Genomic DNA, 18,646 nt, shown 5'->3' on the forward strand with positions numbered 1-18,646 from the left:
GGTGCGGCGGTCGTGATGCCGAGGCTCGGCCGGTCGCGTGCGTACGTGGGAGTGGAAGAGGGTCTCGAGGCACGGGTGTGCACGGTCCGTGAGCCGAGTCGAAGCGGTCGAGCGGTGTCGTGCCGGATGCCGTTGGGCTGTCACGGGGGCGGGTCGGAACCGTTCTCCGGGGCATGGTGACTTTCCGTCAGAGCGACTACCCGTCTTTCGTGAAGTTGTGCATGGCGCAGGCCAGGATGTGGGGGAGGAGCCCCCGGCCGTGGTGGGCGGCCTTCTGGTCACGGTGTGCGGCTCCGGTCAGTGACGTCCCGCTCGGGCCAGGGCATGGCCGGCCTCCGAGGCGAGAAGGGCGACAAGCTCGGCTGCGGGTGGCAGGTCGGTGACGAGATCGACGGCCTCGCCCGCCCACACCGGCAAGGCGGGCACATCGCCGCGTGCCAGGTCAGCCTGATAGGCCAGACGGGCTGCCGCGGGGTCCGCCGCGAGCGCCGCTTCCCGGCCTCTCCATCGGTCGAGGCAGGGGTGGCCCAGAGTGCGAGCTGTGTACCTCGACGGCCATCGGGAACTTCGGGCGATGTCGAGGATGCGGTTGCGCTCCGTGTCCTGCCCGCGGCCCTCGACGAGCGCCTTGGCGGTCGAGGGGTCGATGAGTGCCTCGGCCGTTGCCTGGAAGCGGGTGCCGATGAGCGCCCCGGCAGCGCCCAGGGCCAGAATGGCGGCCACACCCCGGCCGTCGGCGATCCCACCGGCCGCCAGCACCGGCACTCCATCGGCCAGGTCCACCACGACCGGTACGAAGGGGAGCGTGGATCGCCCGTGCCGGGCGCCGTGCCCGCCGCTCTCCGTGCCCTGCGCCACGATGACGTCGGCGCCCAGGTCCATCGCCTGCTTGGCCTCCTCCAGTTCGGTGACCTGGATGATCACTGCCGCACCGGCGTCACGGACCCGTTCGATGTACGGGCTCGGATCTCCGAAGGAGAACATCACAGCTCGGGGGCCGTGCTCCAGCGTCTGCTCGACCACGCCCATGTTGGTCGCCCATGCTTGGAACCCCACACCCCATGGCTTCCCGGCACCCGACACGATCGGCAACTCGCGCGCCAGCCAGTCCGGGTCGCCGCCTCCGGCGCCCACCAGGCCGAGCCCGCCGCCGCGCGAGACGGCGGCCGCCAACTCGCCGCCGGCCGATCCGCCCATCGGAGCCAAGACGATCGGGTGCTGGACACCGAACAACTTCGTGAACGCCGTCGACAAAGTCATGACTGCCATCGTCCCCCTACCCGGTACGCGAGGGGAAGTCCGCGCGGTGCTCCGGGCGCGACCGAGCGCATGGGCCGGCCACAGGCGTGCGGGGCGAGTGCGAAGCCCTCGTACGACCGCCTTCGCCTGGCCCTCACCTGCCGTGCGCCGAAGGTCGAGTGGGGCTGGTCGGTCAGAAGGTCCACGGCCGCCTGCCACCACCGCGTTCCCGGACAGCTCTCAGGGCAGCCCGCCGTGTCGCCGTCCGCCGACATGGGACAGGGTGGAGGCCATGCTTGCCGATCACCAGGAGTACGAGGTAGTTGTCACGGCCGTGGCTCCGGCGGGGGCCGCCGTCCACGCGGACGGGCACGACGGTTTCATCGACCAGGCCAAGCACCCCTCATGGCGGTCGGACACGCCTCATCCCGTGGTCGGTGACCGGATGCGTGCGGTGGTCCTGGACTCCTCCAGGACCCCACCACGCTTCAGCGCCCTGCCGGGCGACATACGGATCGCTCGGAGCCTGCGTCACACCGAACCGCTCACGCGCCTCTGCCCGCCGTCCGACGGCGGCCGATCCGTGAAGTGGGCAGCCGTGGAGGCGGAGTTGGGCGTCGCGCTGCCTGCCGACTACAAGCGGCTCGTCGAGATGTACGGGGGAGGGGTCTTCGCGGGGATGCTCTGGCTGCTGGAACCGGGCTGCCCGAATCCGATGTACGACATCCTCGCCCAGAGGGCGGAACGGGAGGAGATCCTCGCCGAACTCTGGGAAGCCAGCGAGGACAAGCCGTCAGAACTCCAGGAGGGCAACACCAGGTTGATGCCCTGGGGGTACGCGGAAGGCGGGGGCCACCACCTCTACTGGCTGGTCCGGCCCGGCGTCGAGCCCGAGGAGTGGACCGTCATCCTCAATGAGGGACGCGGCCCTCTCTGGGAGACGTATCCGATGTCGTGCAGCCAGTTCCTCCTCGAGGTGGTTGCGGCCACGACGACGTCGTTCTACTTCACCGACCTGGACGACATCGTCGCGCCGGACGACAGGAATCGTTTCCTGCCCAATGCTCGGCTCCTCGGCGGGTGACAAACCAACTCATGTGGCTGGGTGGGCCGTTCTCTGCGGCAGGTGCGTTCCGGGGCCCGACGCCGGACGAGCCGTGCGGCGGTCAGAGGCTGCTGAGCAAGTCGTCGAGCGGGGCGGGTACGCGGTCGGGGGCGAGGGCTTCGACGAGGACACGGCCGTAGTGGATCTTGCGTCCTTTCTTCGTGCCGAGGAAGCGCCGCAATTGCTGCTGCGCGGTGCGGCCCCGCTGTGCGGGCTGGCGCAGGAAGGTCCTCAGGGCTCGCAGGTCGCCCTCGGCCCGGACGAGCTCTTCCACGCGTGTCACGCCCAGCGCGCGGATGAGCTCGTCCTCCAGATCCGCCGCGCAGACGAAGAACTCCTGCTCGGCCGCACCGGCCCGCTCCAGGCCACGCGCGTAGTAGCCACGTTCCGCCTCGTCGCACAGTCCCGTGAGGCGCAGCCCCAGTCCGGGTGGCCCGAGCAGAGACGCGAAGCGGGCGACGCTCATCGCACCGCCCATCGCCAGGACACACACGCCTTCGGCCTCCAGATCACGGCCGCGCCTGTCGGCCAGCGCGCTGACCGCCGCCACATCGCTCGGCCCTTCGAGCAGGACCGCCACCCGGACGGACAGCCGCGCGGCCAGCTCGCGAGCGGGGTCACCGGGCGCACCGGCCGCCCACTCGGTGACCGCTTCCCGGAACGTCCCCATGTCAGTCACGCGACGAGTCTGAGCCCTTCCCGGTTGACACGGTAGCGAATTTCGCCTGCCTCGCTCCTGCGAAGGCAGCTCGGACATCACTCGCCAGAAGGACTGCAGGCCCGCGTGCGCAACGTCGTCGAGCGCGGCGGGAGGCTTCCCCGATCGCAGCCCGGCCAGTTCCCTGACCGGACCACTCACCGGAGGGGCGGTCCGCCGAGACCGCCCCTGATGCACCGCCCCTGATGCACCATCAGCCCATCATGCTCCGGACGATGGCTGTGACCACCCCGGACAGCGGACGCTGCTGGAGTACTGGCTAATGCCAACAGGTGGCCTGGTTGTCGTCGTTGTTGCCGTCGGGCGTCGTGCCGATCGACACCGTGTAGCCGATGCCCGTGCCCACCTCGGGTGCGGGCGAGTAGTCAGGGCTGCGGAAGTCGACGTTGAGCAGCAGATGACGGCCCTTTTCGGTCCTGGTCCAGCAGGCGCCTTCCACGGTGGCCGGCGTTGCCGCGGGGTCCGGGTCGTGCTCGAATTGCCAGCCGGCCGCCGCGGCTTCCTTGGTGTAGTGGGCGATGACGTCCTCGGCCTTGCCGGGGAAGGCGTAGAAGCGGTCCGCGTGCAGCCAGGGCTCTCCGCTGCTGCTGTCGTCGCCCTCGCACGCCGTGGTTATGCCCAGGCCTCGGTAGTTGGTGGGTGCCGCGGCACCGGCGGGCGCCGTGTCGAGCAGCGGTTGCGCGGCCAACCGCTTGAGTTCGTCCTTCGTGCCATGGCAGTTGTCGCCACCGATGACGGAACAGGCCCCGAGGAAAGTCGTCGGCAGCAGGAGGGCGGCCGCCAGCCCGGCGCGGGTGAAGGCGGACGATGCAGTGGAGAACAACGGTGCTCCTAGGAGTACGGCAGTTGATGACCGGGCGCGGTCCCCACTCAGGGAAGACCGCGCCCGGCTTGTCGATCGGTCAGATCACTTCGGTGTATCGACAGCGGCTACTTGAGATAGCGGTTCCTGTACAGCCAGTTGCCGATGTTGTAGAGGTACTGGAAGAGCTGTCCCCGGTTCAGCCAGTAGCGAGTCTGGCTGCGATTCCAGCTACTGCTCTCGAAGACCCGTGCCACTCGGTTGTTGTACTGGTCCCTGCCTGTGTCGCAGTGTCGCGGCGTGCACTTCTCCCCCCACTCGTGGGCGTCTCCCAGCCGTTTGGCCGCTCTCGCTCCGAAGAAGTACGTCAGGCTGGCCTGCCAGATGAAGTGGCGGACGGCGTTGCGCCGACCCTTATTCGTCGTGATGTTCCATGACAGGATGCCGGACAAGTACATGACGAACACGCAGTTCGAATAGCCCAGGCTCATACACGCCTTGGCCTCGTGACACTCCTTGTTGCACCGCCCGTCGAGGTCGTAGCTGTTGACGGGGTCGCCACTGCCGTATTCGTAGGCGTTGGCGCTGCCGCCGCGCACAGGATCCATGGAAAGGAAGCGGCCGGTGGTGGGGTCGTAGAGCCGCACTCCCATGAGGATGAGCCCGGTGACGGTCTCGCCGGAGCGCTGCTTGCCGCCGAGCCACGCGTACCGTGCGGTCGGCTGGCCCGCCCTGGGGTTGCCGTACTCGTCGGCGTCGAGGACAGTCGGCGCGACCGAGGTGTCGGCGGGCAGTTGCAGGGTGACGTCCCCGTGCAGGTTCGCCAGTTGCAGGACCACACCACCGGTCTTGGTGGTGGTGGCGGCGAGGTTGCCGTCGGCGCCTTCGATGTTGCGGGTGACGGCGCCGGTGGTGTCCTCGGTGATCCACCGGGGGCTGTCGTCGTCCGAGTCGTAGTGGTTGACCTTCGACCCGGTCTGGGTCCAGGTGCCCGAGGAGTTGCTCTCGGTGGTCCAGGACCGCAGGCGCATCGTGGCGTCCAGCGTCCAGGTCTGGCGCTGGCTGCCGGCGGTCTGCTGCTGGACCAGGTCGTTGGCGAAGTAGGCCAGTGTCGCGCCGGGCCGGCTGGTGGTGCGGCCGAAGGCGTCGTAGACGTAGCCGGTGTTCACCAGCCGGTCGGCGGTGTCGTAGGAGTAGCTCGTGGTGGTGCCGCCGGTCGTGGTGCAGTCGGCGCCCACCGCCCCTCCGGCCGTCACCAGGGTCTTGCGGTTGCTGTTCTTGTCGTAGGTGTAGGAGCGGGTGGTGCAATAGGCGTCGGTGCTCGTGTCCTGGACCTGGGTGAGCCGCCCGGCCGCGTCATAGGTGTACGCCTGGGAGGCGGTGATTCCGGGCGTGCCGGTGTGCGTGGCCCGCTGGCCGTGCACGGTCAGGGTGACGCTGTCGGAGACCAGGACCGTGCCGTCCGAGGTCCGGGTGTAGACCCGGCTGGTCGGCGCCCCCGTGGGGTCGGTGGTCTGCGCCAGGGTGTAACCGCCGGGCAGCCCCTGGCTGATGACGGCGCCGTCGGCGTCGTAGCGCGCGGTGAACGTGCCGCCCACGGAATCGGTGACCGAGGTGGCCAGGCCGCGCGGATCGATCGCGGTGTCGTAGGTGTAGGTGGTTGTGGACGGGGCGCTGTCGGTCACCGTCACAGGCCGGTCCAGCGCGTCGTACGACGTGGTGGTGGTGCCGCCGTCGGCGTCCGTGTAGGAGATCTCCCTGCCCAGCGTGTCGTAGGCCTTGGTGATGTTGCCGCCGGACGTCGAGGTGTCCGTGAGCGGCAGCCCGGTGGCGGAGTCGTACGTCGTGGTGCCCGCGGGTACCGCGGCGCCGAGGCCCCCGCTGGTGGTGACGGTGGTCGCCCGGCCCGCGGCGTCGAAGCCGGAGGTGGTGGTACGGGTGACACCGTTCGCCACCTCGGTCACCTTCGTGGCCTGGCCGTACAGGCCGTACTCGATGGTCTTGGTGGGAAGGCCGGTCGGATTGCTGCCGCCTCCGGTGATCGCGGCCGCGGGCGCGGTCTGACAGACCACGTCGGCCCATTCGGGCCGGTTGGCGCACGCCCCGGTGCCGCCCGAGGTGTAGTAGCTCGTCTTGATCGTGCCGGCGTCACTGCCGGTCGAGGCGGGCTGGGAGCCGGCCGCGACGCGGCTCTGGCTGTCGTACGCGGTTTCGGTGGTGATGTTGATGCCGCCCGGGTCCTGAGTGGTGGCGGTTGCCAGCCCCTTGGCCCAGTCGATGGTGTTGCTGGTGACGCGGGGGTCGGCCAGCAGCGCGGGCCAGAAGCGCGGCTGCGCGCCCTCGGTGACCTTGGTGACCTGGTCCTCGACGGTCGCCGAGCCGTCGGTGGGACGGCCGGTGTCGAATTCCCGGACGGCATGCGTGCGTGCGGCGAGCTGACTGCCGGCGCCGGCCAGCGTGGTGCTGCCGCTCACCAGGTTCGCCGTCAGGGTTATCTGGTGCAGCGGACCGTAGGTGTCGGTCTCACGGACACCGTCGGCGCCGTAGACCGAGACGGTGGACAGCAGCTGGGCGCGCTCGGCGGAGGAGAGGGCGTTGATGCCCAGGTCCGTGAGCCGAGTGCGCTGTGCCGCGGTGCCGCCGAGGGCCAGTTCCCGGTTGGCGGCGGTCAGGGCGCGGGTGGTGTTGCCGAACCCGTCGTACTCGGTCGTGCTGATGTGGTGGCCGGGGGTGGCCTCGTCGACCTCGCGACCGGAGGCGTCCAGGTAATGGATGGTCGCCCGCTGGTACTCCGTGGAGCCGAGGACCGGTCCCTCGTGGCTCGAGGGCACCTGGTCGGCAGGGAAGACGGCGGTGCCGTCGGTGGGTACGTCGCTCTGGCCCCAGGATGCGGTGGCCGACGCGGCGAGGTCCTCCGGCGCGGACCCACCGCTGAGCGGGACGCCGTAGACGACGTTCGTCTCGGCGGTGCCGTTGGTCTGGGAGGCGCTGCCGGGGGTGAGGGACGGGCGGGACGCCTTGAGCAGCATGCCGGCGCCGGCCGCCGGGTTGGAGCCCGCCTGGCCGTAGGTGAAGGTCCACGGCAACTGTCCAGGAGGCGTCTGCGTGGTGACACGTCCCGCGGAGTCGTAGCCGTAGGTGCTCTTCAGGGCGGGGGAGATCCGCGGGTCCCAGGACTCGACGAGACGTCCGGAACCGTCGTACTGATAGGCGGCCACACTGGTGGCGGTCGAGACGGACGCGCCGGGCGGAGTGGCCCACAGCCGGATCGACGACACCTGGTCCTTCACGTCACCGGGCGTCGACGAGGTCGCGGTGGTGGTGGAGGCGTAGATGAACTCAAGGAGTCGGCAGCCCTTGACCGAGGGGTCGGACTGGCAGGAGGCGGCCGGTACGGCGGAGGTATTGGCGATCAGGTACTTCGGGTGCGCGGTCTGTACACCGTCAACGGTGACCGGTGCCGAGACGGTCGTCGCGGTGGAGTCCGGGACCCCGTCGATGTACGAGGTGCTCGCCTGCCAGGTGTCGCTGGTCGACGTGGTGCGGACGAAGGTGGTGACCTCTCCGTCGCTCGTCCGGACGGTGAAGCCGCCGGAGAAGGAGCCGGTGAGCGTGTAGTCCTCGGAGCCCGGTTCGGGCACCCAGCCGTTACCGCCGGACGCCGCGGTGAAGTGCACCTGGGAGTCGTCGGAGGTCATGACGAGGGTCAGCGACTTGGCCGAGGTCTTGAGCAGGTAGGAGAACGGGGTGGTCACCTGGTCGGATGCCGCGCCGTACACCCATTCCTTGCCGAAGATGGGGGCCTGGTCGTTGTCGGAACCCGCGTGGGGAGAGCGGGAGGAAGCCGTCCGGCTCACGGTCATGCCGAAGAAGGAGGCATCGGTGGCCGCGAGGCCGTAGTCACCGGTGAGCAGGTTGAGCGAGCCGGGTCCGATGTCTGTGGTGGCGGCGCCGTCGGCGCCCCGGTCCACGACGATGCCGATCGGGTCGGACGAGGCGGGCCCACCGGAGCCGGTGAAGTCGGCGCGCAGCTGGATGTCACCGTCGGGGTTGACCGTCGAGGTCGCGTTCCAGGTGAGCTTGGCGCTCTTGCCGGCGGCGAGAGGTGCCGGCCAGGAGGCCACTGGCTGTCCGCCCACGGTCACGTCCGCGGCGGGGACCGGAGTCCACGCGTCGTCGTCACCGCGTCGCCAGTCGAAGGAGACGCCGTCGTACTTGCCGCTGTCCGCCTCGGCGGTCAGGGGTACCCGTGCGGCGGTGCGGGTGCCGTCGCGGGGGCTGGTGACACCGCCTGGTCCCACGTCAATGCCGTTGCTTGAACTCGTCAAGCAGTTCGCAGTGACGCCGGAGGAGCGCGGTCGTTGGGCCCGGCATGCATCCTTGGGTGGGGTTGTCCGATCATGTGCGACTGGGGGTGGTGACCCGGTGGGTGACTCCGGAACTGGTCGCCGAGGTGCTGGAGAAGTGCCGGGTCCGGGACAAGAAGCCTGGCGCGCTGCCGGCCGGGTTCATGGTCTACTTCACGCTAGCCCTGGCGCTGTTCCAGCAGGACTCCTATGACGATGTGGCGGAGCAACTGGTAGGCGGCAGTCGGGAGTTGAGTAGGAGCATCCCGAACAAGTCTTCGTTCACGCGGGCGCGCAGGCGTCTGGGACCGCTGGTACTGGAGGCCGTCTTCCGCGAGTTGGCCGACCCGTTGGCCCCCGTCGGTCTGGAGGGCTCCTTCTATCGCGGGATGCGGCTGGCCGCGGTGGACGGGTTCGTGCTGGACGCGCCGGACACACCAGCCAACCGGGCCGCGTTCGGTGGGCCGGTCAAGAACGGCCGGCCGGCGGGGTTCCCTCAAGTGCGGGTGGTGACACTGACCGAGTGTGGCACGCACGCGCAGATCGACGCGGCGGTGGGCGGATTCAGCGGCGGTGAGCGGGAGTTGGCGATCAGTCTGGCGACCTCGGCGAGCAAGATGCTCGTCATCATGGACCGGGGCTTTCCCGGGGTCGAGTTATGGAAGGCCTATCTCGGATTCGGGGCCCATCTGCTGATCCGGGCTCGCTCGCCGGTGGCGCACCGGCCGGTTGAGTATCTGTCCGACGGGACCTACCTGGGGAGGATGAATCTGGGTGGGCAGAAGGGCGCGCATCCTGGCGGGGTGCTGGTCCGGGTGGTCGAGTACCGCGTCGACGGCGGCGAGGTGGTCAGGCTGTTGACTGATCTGTTGGACCCGGTTGCGTATCCGGCGGCGGAGTTGGCAGGGCTCTACCATGCCAGGTGGGAGGCGGAGTCGGCGTTCCGGCAGATCAAGACTTTCCAGCGCGGGCCGGTCGAGGTCCTGCGCTCGGGAGACCCGGATCTGGTGCGGCAGGAGGTCTGGGCGCACCTGGTCGTGCACCACTGCCTCACGCGGGTCATCATGTGTCTGGCCGACGACAACGGCATCAACCCGGATCGGGTCTCGTTCGTCAAGGTCCTCAAGCACACGCGGCGCAGCGTGGTCCGACAGTGCGCGGATACGCCCAAGAAGATCAAGAAGTTCCTGGCCGTGCTGGCGGCGAAGGTGCGCCGGAAGCTCGACAACGGCGCCAGGCGCCTGCGCGAGGCGGACCGGCACCTTAAACGGCCGGACTCGAAGTACTCCTCGAAGCTCTCCTACCGGATCAACACCCGGGACCGGCAACCGACACGGCGGATCACAGCCAAGGCCATCACGTTGCACACCGCGATAGTCCAGTAATCAAGCAACGGCATTGGGTCCCACGTGGAAGGTGTAGGTGACGGGGTCGGACTTGTTCTCGGCCTTGTCGGTCGAACGCACCGCCAGGACGTTGGTGCCGGCGACGTCCGGCTTGATGGTGATCTTCACCGGGGTGGTCGTGCCGTTGGTGGGCACCGTGTTCCAGGTGACGCCGTCGAGTGACCACTCCACGCCGCTCTGGTCGCCGGAGGGCGGGGTCACGGTGAAGACGCCCCCCTGGCCGACGCCCTTGACCCACTGGGCGGTCGGATAGTCGGTGGAGGTCACCGACGTCGGTGCGGAGGGGGCGGAGGTGTCGACGGTGAAGGTCTCGTACGCGGACCACGCGTTGTTGTAGTGCGTGCCGTCATAGGGGTTGGTGCGGAACTTGTACGTCTTGCCGTTCTGCAGCACCCCGGCCGGCACGGTCACCGACGCCGGCTGCCCGCTGGGCACATAGGGCGAAACCAGGTAGTTGCCGACCTGCGTACCGGTGGCCGCGTCATCGATCTCGAAGGTGCCGTCGACGGTGTCGTTGTTGACGTCCGTGAAGGTGTCGCGGAGCGTGGGCGTGGTGGTGTCGACGTACCAGACCCCGTCGGTGCCCTTGAAGAAGGGCGAGCCGGCCTGCCGGTCGGTGCCGGTCTTGGGCCGGTAGTTGTACGTCACCGTCAGCTTGGGAGGGTTGGACGCGGCGTTGGCGGAGTTGACCCGCTTCCACTGCGCCAACACCGACTCACTGGCGGCGCGCAGGCCCATGGGGCCGCTGGTGGCCTTGGCCGAGGCCCACTCCTGCACCAGCGTGGTCACGTCCGCGTTGATCCAGCCGTCGGGCTGGGTGGAGCAGCCGGGGTTGCCGGTGGTCTCGGTCGAAGTGGCCTTCGTGGCGATCCAGGACGGCTGAGCGGTCCAGCGTGAGGAGGTGGAGGCGGCGCCGGCGGAGCCCACCTCCCACGGGTAGGCCTTGCAGTCGGTGTTGCCGGAGTGGAAGTTCCACAAGGACAGCTTCGCGTTGGAGACGAGTGCGTCCTGGATGGGCGTGGTGTTCCAGGAGATGAAGGACCGCGCATAGCGAGGGGTGCCGTCGGAGTTGGTGGTGCCCGGGTTGCCCAGGTCGAGTTCGGTGTCGGTGGACAGGTCCGCGGTCTCGCCCTGCTGCACATAGGTGTCGAAGACGTTCGACAGCGAGGAGGTGGACGGGTCGACGGTGACCGGGAAGGTGGTGTGCGGGTCGGAGAGGAACTTGGCGTCCGGGGTCACCACCAGGCTGACGGTGGAACCCTTCTGCTCGACCTTCAGGCCGACTCTGGCCTTGTGGGTGTGCTCACCGGACCGCTTGTCGACGGTGGCGTCCCACATCATCGGGGCGGGCATCACCGCCCGCTTCTTGTTCTTCTTGTCGGTGAACAGCACGCTGCCGTTGGCGAGTTGCTTCGCCTTCAGGCCCTTGGCCTTCAGCGGCAGTGTGTAGGAGTAACCGTCCGCGCCCGGGCGCTGCTTGATCGAGACGTACTGCTCGAAGCCGATACGGGTGGCCTCCACGACCAGGTCCGCGCCGGGAACCGCGTCGACGTAGTCGGCCCGCGTGCCGTGGAGTTCGGGCTTCGGCAGGCCGCCCTTCCACTGGAGGGTGATCTGCCGGTCGCCGCCGCCCAGCGTCACCAGGTCGGTGGATCGGGCCTTGCGCGCGGCCGCCCATGACGAGAGCGGGCTGCCGGTCCTGCCGGCCAGCCGCAGTCCGCGCGGATGCGCCTCGGGCTGGACCGTCCCGTCGGCCATCCGTACCAGTTTCAGGTCGACGTCGCGCCACCGTCCCGTGCCCTGGTCCCTGAACCGGACAGGTCCGGCGGTGAGTTCCGTGGTGAGGGAACCATTCTTGTTCACCCACGTCGTGGAGGTCTCCGTACGCTCGGAGAGAGCTTCCACCCGCTTGCCGGACAGCCGGGCCGCCACGCGTGCGGACGGTATGTCCGCGGCCTGCGTGGCCGCGGCCTTCTTCGGTGCCTTTGGGGCCAGGGGCGGAACGGCGGCCGAGGCGTACGCTCCGTCCAGCATCGTCAGAGTCAGGGCCACGGACAGAACACCGGCCGCCCACCGATTGGCCCCCGGTCCAGCCGCTAACCCAAGACGTCTGCGCCTTCGGGACGAAGGCACGCGCATCATCATAATTTTTCGCCCGCTTCAGTTTGTGGAGATGTGCCAACTGTGTGAATCGCCTGTGAAGCTACCCCGACCCAAAAGACGATGATCATCTGCAAGGGTCGGCAAAGTGGATCTTTCCCTCCGGTGGGGGTGGGAATCGTTATCCGTTCTTGACGTGCGAGTGAACGGCCTTTGGTGGCTTGCGAGTTGAGGCTTGCCCGGAATCCTGGACACGCGCATGCGGCTGGGCCCCGGGCAGTTGATGTCGTGTCAGGTGCTCTCTCCAGGCGATGGGCTGTGGTGTCCGAGCTGTTGTGCCGGCGTCGAGTGTTGTGCGGTGTCGCCGAGGGCGTCGGCCGATGCGTGCTTCGGGCTCGTCGGCGCGCGGGCCCACCGGCCCTGGAGCGCTTCCGGTTCGCGGATTGCGTTGAGGGGCACGGCGAGCGCGCTGTCCGCCGAGGCGCCGACGGCGCTCATGTTCGGGATTGACGCCCGCCCGGCGGCAGGTGTCCGCGAACGCATCGGCCTGGCAGCAAGGGCACGTCGCCACCAGGGCTCGGCCTGTGAACACGGTCGAGCCCCAAGCCCGGCCGTTCGAAAGTGAGATGCGCGTCGATCCGACGCACGCGTGCCGCCGATGCGCAGGCAGCAGACGACGAGGCCACGCGCAAGGCCCGCTGCACAACGGCGGGGCGGCGAACTGTCCCTATCCCATGCCGGTTTGCCGTGGTGTGCCTCTTGAAACCGGCTTTTGCAGCCTCAGGGACCAAATGACGGGCCCTGATCCGATACGTCGGCCAGGACCTAGGAATCCCTGACCTCGCCCGCAATCCGATGACTCAAAGGGCTGCTTGTACGGCCGAGTTCACCTGCCTATACTTCCAACGCATCTAATCCGTAAGGATTTTGACACCTCGACATGAAGTGCTGTATCGCAACGGCGAGTCCTTTCGGGACTGTTCGCCATGCGGCGATCTCGGCATTTTCCTCATGTTCCCGCCTTGAAGCGGCACAGCTCGCCCATCCGGCAGACAACGCCGCTCACTCTTTCCCGGCTGTTCTGGAGTACGGAAACACGTGAAGACGAAGAAGACAACGGTCAAGGCTTCTTGCATGCTTGTGTCACGGTATCGGCTGATGGGTCTGGCCGCCGCGAGTGTGCTGACCGCGGGAGCCTTGACCGCCGTGGTGCCGACGACCGCACAGGCCGGTACCGCCGCGCCGGCAGGGCCGAGCACACAGCAACACGCCTTCGCGGCGGCCGCTGCCAAGTACCGCATCCCCGCCGCGGTGTTGCTCGCCGTGGCGTATCAGGAGTCGGCGTGGGACGCCCACTCCGGCCAGATGAGCACCAGCGGCGGCTACGGCCCGATGCACCTCACCGATGTCACCCCCGCGATGCTGGCCGGCGGTCCGGCCGGGGCGGTGGGGCGGGCGGACCTCGCCGCGATGGCGAAGGACCCCGCCCTGCACACGCTGCAGGCGGCGGCGAAGCTCACCGGCCTCTCCCTCGCCGAGCTGCGTGACAACCCCGCCGCCAACATCGCGGGGGGTGCCGCGCTGCTCGCCTCGTACCAGCAGGCCGTGACCGGCGATCGGCCGTCGGACGCCGGCCAGTGGTACGGAGCGGTGGCCCGCTACAGCGGCTCGTCGCAGAAGCGGGGCGCCACGGCGTTCGCCAACCGCGTCTACGCCACCATCAGGAACGGTGCGGCGCGCACCACCCTCGACGGCCAGCGGGTGTCGATGAGCGGCGACCGGAAGGTCCGCCTCGCGACCGGGCAGTTGAGCAGGCTGGCCCTGACCCGCGTCGCGGCATCCGCGGCGACCGAGTGCCCGCCGGAGGTCTCGTGCACCTTCGTGCCGGCGGCGTCGTCCAACGGCCAGGTCTCCAACCGTCCGGCCAACGGCGTCAGGATCGACACCATCGTCATCCACGACACCGAGTCGTCGTACCAGTCGGCCATCTCGACGTTCCAGAACCCGGGCGGCAGTGCCGCGCACTATGTGATGCGCTCCTCGGACGGCGCCGTGACGCAGATGGTGCCCACCAAGGACGTCGCCTTCCACGCCGGCAACTATTCGACGAACCTGCACTCCATCGGGATCGAGCACGAGGGTTACGCCGCGCACGGAGGCACCTGGTACACCGAGGAGCAGTACGAGGCCACGGCCTCCCTGGTGCGGTACCTCTCGGACCGCTTCGGCATACCGCTGGACCGTGAGCACATCATCGGCCACGACAATGTCGCCGGCCCCAACTCCAGCCTCGTCGCGGGCATGCACTGGGACCCGGGCACCTCCTGGGACTGGGAGCACCTCATGAGCCTGCTCGGCGCTCCGGTGACGGGGGAGCACGGGGTCGGGCCGGTCGGCTCGGCGGTGACGATCACCCCCGGCTTCACCGAGAACCAGCAGACCGTGCAGATCTGCCCCGGCGACGACCCCACCGGCGCCACTCCCGCCTGCACCAGGCAGCAGCAGGCCTCCAACTTCGTCTTCCTGCGCACCGCGCCCGACGACACCGCCCCGCTCTTCGGTGACCAGGCCATTCACAAGGGCGGCGCGGGCACCGACCGGATCAGCGACTGGGGATCCACCGCCCAGGCGGGACAGCAGTTCGTGGTGGCCGACGTCGACGGCGACTGGACCGCCATCTGGTACAGCGGCGCGAAGGTCTGGTTCTACAACCCGGGCGGCATCAACACCACTCCCGCGTACGGCGTGACGCTGGTCTCGGCCGCGGCCACCACGCCGGTGGCCGTCTACGGCTCCAGCTACCCCGACCGGGCGGAGTACCCTGCCGGGCTGTCCCCCTCGACGCAGGCGCCCATCAGCTACTACACCGTCCCCGCGGGTCAGGCGTACGTCGCCACCCGGCCGCCGGCCAACACCGACGACTACTTCACGTCCGGGGCGGTCGTCATCGGCGCCAAGCAGATGTACACCATCCAGTACAACCACCGTGTCGCGCTGGTCTACTCCGCGGATGTGACGGCGAGCGGCGCGTGACCTCGGGCTCCGGCCCATCGCACCGATCCGTCGAATGAGTCTCGAAAGACCTGAAGGACCTCCGCCTCCGGCGAGGTTCGAGGGTCGTCGCCGAACGCGGTCGCGTTGATCGAGCCGCGAGCAGCTTGCGCATGCGCTCGGCTGGGTCTTCCAGCCGAGCGTCTTGTGCGGGCGTCCGTTGTGCTCGGCGGCGACCGGATGCGGATGTTCGCGGTCGTGACCGGTGACGTCGGTTGCCGTGGGGGAGGCCGGTTGCGAAAGCGAGTTGTTGGCCTGACGGAACGCCAGAAATACTGGTGGGGCCACGGACGTTGATCAGGTCATGAGTCAAGGACCCGCTCCTCGCCCACTGTCCGACGAAGCCCTCTCCAAGCTGCTCGGCAAGCAGCAGTTCGGCACCCTCGCCACTGTCAAGCGCACCGGCCATCCCCACCTGACCACCATGCTCTACAGCTGGGATGCCGACGATCGCATCGTGCGGTTCTCGACTACGGCCGACCGCGTCAAGGTCAAGCACCTGCGGCGCGACCCGCATGCCGCGCTGCATGTGCAGGGCGACGACGTGTGGTCGTTCGCAGCCGCCGAGGGCAAGGCCGAGGTCTCCGAGGTGACGATGATTCCCGGTGACGCAGTGGGGCGCGAACTACTCGGGATGATCCCGAAGGGCGCGGAACCAGAAGACGAAGATGCGTTCCTGAGGCAGCTGGTCGCTGAACGCCGCGTGGTCATCCGGTTGAAGGTGGACCGGATGTATGGAACGGCGCTCGACATCAAGGAATAAGGCCTCGACGTCCGCGGTGCGACCAGTGTTCATGCCGTACTGCGCCGCCTCGATGAGAACGCCCAATGTCAGGCGGATCAGCACGATCGAGCCGAGCGGGGCTTTCGCGTGACGAACGCCAGCGGCAAGCCGAGTTGTCCCGCCCTGCTTCTCCGCCTCGAAGAACGGGTGCGCCGTCACCGGGTCTCCTGCGCGAGGAAAGCCGTGGCCCGCTTGAGGATGTCGACGTCCTCGCGCAGGCGGTTCTCCCGCCGCATCGCGGCCGGCGTTTCATGTTCACTGCTCACCAGGCCGTCACGCTCGGCCGCGTCTGTCTCGACCTGCTTCACCCAGTCACGCACCGCGGTCTCGGTCTACTTCTCCATGCTCTCCATGAAGGACATCAGACCGGGGCTGAACCCCTGATCTCGGTGTCCGTCAAAGCGCATCAAGCCCACAACTCGCCACCCGTATCCCGCGTACGCGAGAGCCGGGCTGCCGCCGGGCGTGTGGACGGGGGAGGCCGTGGAGGCGGTGGACACGGTGCTGACCGTCGTTCGCGGCGTGGCCGAGAACGACCTGCTCTGGTCGGACGCCTGCACAGGATCGCCCAAGACACGCACACCCGACTGCGGGAAGGGCCCGATGGGCGGGTGACCCAGCCCCTGGGGACGTCGGCGGTCCCGGCAAGCCCCGCGCATGACGCCGCATCCGCTCTCCCGGCCGCGCCCGCTGCCTCGCGGGGGCGGCGGGAAAGAGCGGCGGTCACCGACACCGGCCGACTTCGCCCTCGGCGGGGGAGTCGTCCCGGTGATCCGACGTTCGTATGGAGGGCGCGGTCCGCCTGCGGGGCATCGACTCCAGGGAACCTGCGGGGCATCGACTCCAGGGAAGAGGAGTGCCGGTTCGGGTAACTCCCAAGCCGGGGGAGCGATTTCGGATTTCCGCTCCCGCTCCGGCGGAAGGCTCGGTCGAGCAGCCCGGGGCCACCGTGCCGTCCGGACCTGTCCGGGCGTCGCGGATCCGGAGAAATTCCTGCTCACAGACCTTATGCGTGACCTCCGGACTGCCCTATCTTCTGCATCCATGCTCCTTGCCGATGATCAGCGCGGTGGCCGTAGGCTTGCCCGCACAGCGTCCCTCACCACCGCGGCCGTACTCGCGGTTCTCTGCGCTGCCCTCGGCTATGCCGACGGGACCGGACTGTTCGCTCCGGAGAACTGGCTGGACGCGGGTTTCGTACCCCGCAACGCCACAAGCCCTGCCTGGGCCACGGTGGTGTTCCTGCCCCTGCTGATCGGTGGCAGCGCGGTGGCCGTCCACCGGCTGGTGCGCGCCGCGGCCCCCGGGGCGAGGGCGCGATGGGTCTTCGGCGCCGTCTGGTCGAGTCTGATCCTGGTGGCGTTCCTGGCCAAGCTCGCCTACAGCGTGCTGCTGCTGGCGATAGCCGGACCGGGCGGGCTGCACCTGCTCCCGACGGCCGGATCGCTGCTCGCCGAGTGCGGGCTGACCGGCGCGAAGTACGCCGTGTTCGGGCCGCTGGTCGCGGGTGTGGCGGCGTCGGCGTACCGGATCGGCGTGCGGCGCCTCCGCGGCGAGTGCGCCGCAGGGGATTCGGGCGCCGGCGTCGACCGGGTCGCCGAGTTCGCGTGGCTGCCGGCCGGCGCCGCCGTGGCGCTCCAGGCGGGTACCGGCGTGTTCGCCTGGGCCGCCGGCCCCACGCCCGGCCCCGGGGTCGCGGCACTCGTCGCCGGGGGCGCGGCGGCGTTCGCGGGCGTCCTGCTCTGGCGTCGAGTGGTGTCGCCGGACCTGACCAGCGACGGCGCCGGGGTGACGCTGTGGTCGCTCGCGGCGACGCTCACCGCGGCCGGAGCCCTCGGCTTCTCGCTGCTGTGGGTGCTGGACGGGTGCCTGGAGGGCTTCGGCGGGGCTCTTTTCCCGGTCGCGTCCGTTCTGGTGCGGGCCGCGGAGGGTGTGACCGCGGGCGTGTGCACATGTTTCGTGGCCCTGCCCTGGGCCGTCGTACGGGCGCGGACGCGCCGGACGGCCCCGGCCGAACGTACGGGCGTCGCCCGTGCCGTCCGCTGGGCGCCCGTCGCGGTGGCCGCCGTGCTGGCGCTCGCCGCCGGCGCCCTGGTACCGGGAACGACGGGGACAGCGGCGGCCTCCGGCGGCGCGCCGCGGCAGGCCGCGGGCCGCGACCGGAACGGTCTGCTGCCGCTGACCGTCCTGCGCCGGAACGGGCAGCCTCCGGTGATCGGCGACAGCGCGGGGCGGCAGGTGCTGCTCCGCGGCGTGAACGTCAACCAGCTCATCGACTACGGGCAGCCCGACCCGGCCAAGCGCACGGTGTGGCCGCTGGAGGACTCCGACTACGCCCTGATGGCCCGGTACGGATTCGACGTCCAGCGGCTGGCCCTGTCGTGGTCGGTCCTGGAGCCGAAGCGAGGCGTCTTCGACGAGGCGTATCTGGCGAGGGTGCGCACCGCGGTCGACCAGGCCGCCGCGCACGGGATCCACACCGTCCTCGACATGCACCAGGACACCTTCTCCAAGTACGTCAGCGCGACGCCGGGAACGCACTGCCGCCCCGGGGCGACACCCGAGTTCGGCAACGATGGCGCCCCGGACTGGGCGACGCTCACCGACGGCGCCCGGGCCTGCGGCTTCCTCGGCCGCGACCTCTCGCCCAACGTGCAGCAGGCGTTCACCAACCTCTACGACGACACCGACGGTATCGGCACCGAGCTGGCCCGCGCCTGGGGCCGCCTCGCCGCGGACTTCGCGGACGATCCCGCCGTCGCCGGCTACGACCTCCTCAACGAGCCCGGCCCGGGCGACGCCCCCGGTGTCACCTCCTCCCTCCTGCTCGGACGCCTCTACCAGCAGGCGATCACCTCGATCCGGGCAGCGGAGTCGCGGGCTTCCGGCGGCTTCCACCACCTGGTGTTCTTCGAGCCCTCGATCCTCTGGTCGGGGCTCGGCTTCGACACCACCCCACCGGTCGGGTTCGCCGATGACCCACTGCTCGTCTTCTCGCCTCACCTGTACAGCGAGTCGATCACCATGGACTAGGGCCTGGGCGTCACGCTGACCTCGATCGAGCAGGGCTACACCACCGCCGAGCGCACCGCCCG

The 18,646-nt window shown here is 69.4% G+C and carries 10 protein-coding genes and 3 pseudogenes; 6 read left to right on the top strand and 7 right to left on the bottom strand.

Annotated elements, in window-relative coordinates; translation table 11 throughout:
• Positions 1 to 297: 297 nt before the first annotated feature.
• Positions 298 to 1,260: an NAD(P)H-dependent flavin oxidoreductase gene (locus ACZ4N5_RS36835; RefSeq protein ID WP_467761387.1), complete on the bottom strand. Its 963-nt coding sequence runs from the start codon at positions 1,258 to 1,260 to the stop codon at positions 298 to 300.
• 271 nt (positions 1,261 to 1,531) lie between these two features.
• On the opposite strand from ACZ4N5_RS36835, the gene ACZ4N5_RS36840 reads away from it, so the two are divergent.
• Positions 1,532 to 2,323, top strand: a complete 792-nt coding sequence (locus tag ACZ4N5_RS36840) for an SMI1/KNR4 family protein (protein WP_467761388.1) — start codon at positions 1,532 to 1,534, stop codon at positions 2,321 to 2,323.
• A gap of 82 nt (positions 2,324 to 2,405) precedes the next feature.
• Here the strand turns inward: ACZ4N5_RS36840 and ACZ4N5_RS36845 are convergent, their stop codons facing one another.
• The 3 genes and pseudogenes from ACZ4N5_RS36845 to ACZ4N5_RS36855 all read right to left on the bottom strand — a co-directional run.
• Entirely contained in the window at positions 2,406 to 3,023 is a 618-nt protein-coding gene (locus ACZ4N5_RS36845; protein ID WP_467761389.1) for a TOPRIM nucleotidyl transferase/hydrolase domain-containing protein, read from the bottom strand.
• Between the two features lie 298 nt (positions 3,024 to 3,321).
• Positions 3,322 to 3,885 carry a hypothetical protein gene (locus ACZ4N5_RS36850; protein ID WP_467761390.1) on the bottom strand — a complete coding sequence of 188 codons (564 nt, stop codon included), beginning with the start codon at positions 3,883 to 3,885 and terminating at the stop codon, positions 3,322 to 3,324.
• Positions 3,886 to 4,388: 503 nt separating this feature from the next.
• Positions 4,389 to 6,053 (bottom strand): annotated as a pseudogene (locus ACZ4N5_RS36855) (RHS repeat-associated core domain-containing protein); the annotation flags it as partial.
• A gap of 2,183 nt (positions 6,054 to 8,236) precedes the next feature.
• Between ACZ4N5_RS36855 and ACZ4N5_RS36860 the strand changes: the two are divergent.
• Positions 8,237 to 9,595, top strand: a complete 1,359-nt coding sequence (locus ACZ4N5_RS36860) for an IS4 family transposase (protein ID WP_467761391.1) — start codon at positions 8,237 to 8,239, stop codon at positions 9,593 to 9,595.
• A gap of 15 nt (positions 9,596 to 9,610) precedes the next feature.
• Here the strand turns inward: ACZ4N5_RS36860 and ACZ4N5_RS36865 are convergent.
• Positions 9,611 to 11,662 (bottom strand): annotated as a pseudogene (locus tag ACZ4N5_RS36865) (DNRLRE domain-containing protein); the annotation flags it as partial.
• Positions 11,663 to 12,850: 1,188 nt separating this feature from the next.
• Between ACZ4N5_RS36865 and ACZ4N5_RS36870 the strand changes: the two are divergent.
• Entirely contained in the window at positions 12,851 to 14,749 is a 1,899-nt protein-coding gene (locus ACZ4N5_RS36870; RefSeq protein WP_467761392.1) for an N-acetylmuramoyl-L-alanine amidase, read from the top strand.
• A 112-nt stretch (positions 14,750 to 14,861) separates the two neighbouring features.
• Here the strand turns inward: ACZ4N5_RS36870 and ACZ4N5_RS36875 are convergent.
• Positions 14,862 to 14,983 (bottom strand): annotated as a pseudogene (locus ACZ4N5_RS36875) (IS30 family transposase); the annotation flags it as partial.
• 88 nt (positions 14,984 to 15,071) lie between these two features.
• On the opposite strand from ACZ4N5_RS36875, the gene ACZ4N5_RS36880 reads away from it, so the two are divergent.
• Positions 15,072 to 15,530: a PPOX class F420-dependent oxidoreductase gene (locus ACZ4N5_RS36880; protein ID WP_467761393.1), complete on the top strand. Its 459-nt coding sequence runs from the start codon at positions 15,072 to 15,074 to the stop codon at positions 15,528 to 15,530.
• A gap of 176 nt (positions 15,531 to 15,706) precedes the next feature.
• On the opposite strand, the gene ACZ4N5_RS36885 is transcribed toward ACZ4N5_RS36880, so the two are convergent.
• Positions 15,707 to 15,859, bottom strand: a complete 153-nt coding sequence (locus ACZ4N5_RS36885) for a hypothetical protein (RefSeq protein WP_467761394.1) — start codon at positions 15,857 to 15,859, stop codon at positions 15,707 to 15,709.
• 175 nt (positions 15,860 to 16,034) lie between these two features.
• Here ACZ4N5_RS36885 and ACZ4N5_RS36890 point away from each other — a divergent pair, with 175 nt between their 5' ends.
• Positions 16,035 to 16,166 carry a hypothetical protein gene (locus tag ACZ4N5_RS36890; protein WP_467761395.1) on the top strand — a complete coding sequence of 44 codons (132 nt, stop codon included), beginning with the start codon at positions 16,035 to 16,037 and terminating at the stop codon, positions 16,164 to 16,166.
• Between the two features lie 429 nt (positions 16,167 to 16,595).
• Positions 16,596 to 18,584, top strand: coding sequence for a glycoside hydrolase family 5 protein (locus tag ACZ4N5_RS36895; protein ID WP_467761396.1), 1,989 nt, complete (start codon positions 16,596 to 16,598; stop codon positions 18,582 to 18,584).
• The last annotated feature ends 62 nt before the right edge of the window (positions 18,585 to 18,646 follow it).

The organism is Streptomyces sp. NPDC026500, assembly GCF_055567635.1.

Excerpts from the sequence above, each read along its gene's own strand:
- ACZ4N5_RS36880 (WP_467761393.1), top strand. The coding sequence starts at position 15,072 with ATGAGTCAAGGACCCGCTCCTCGCCCACTGTCCGACGAAGCCCTCTCC.
- ACZ4N5_RS36835 (WP_467761387.1), bottom strand. The coding sequence starts at position 1,260 with ATGACTTTGTCGACGGCGTTCACGAAGTTGTTCGGTGTCCAGCACCCG.
- ACZ4N5_RS36895 (WP_467761396.1), top strand. The coding sequence starts at position 16,596 with ATGCTCCTTGCCGATGATCAGCGCGGTGGCCGTAGGCTTGCCCGCACA.
- ACZ4N5_RS36840 (WP_467761388.1), top strand. The coding sequence starts at position 1,532 with ATGCTTGCCGATCACCAGGAGTACGAGGTAGTTGTCACGGCCGTGGCT.
- ACZ4N5_RS36870 (WP_467761392.1), top strand. The coding sequence starts at position 12,851 with ATGCTTGTGTCACGGTATCGGCTGATGGGTCTGGCCGCCGCGAGTGTG.
- ACZ4N5_RS36860 (WP_467761391.1), top strand. The coding sequence starts at position 8,237 with ATGCATCCTTGGGTGGGGTTGTCCGATCATGTGCGACTGGGGGTGGTG.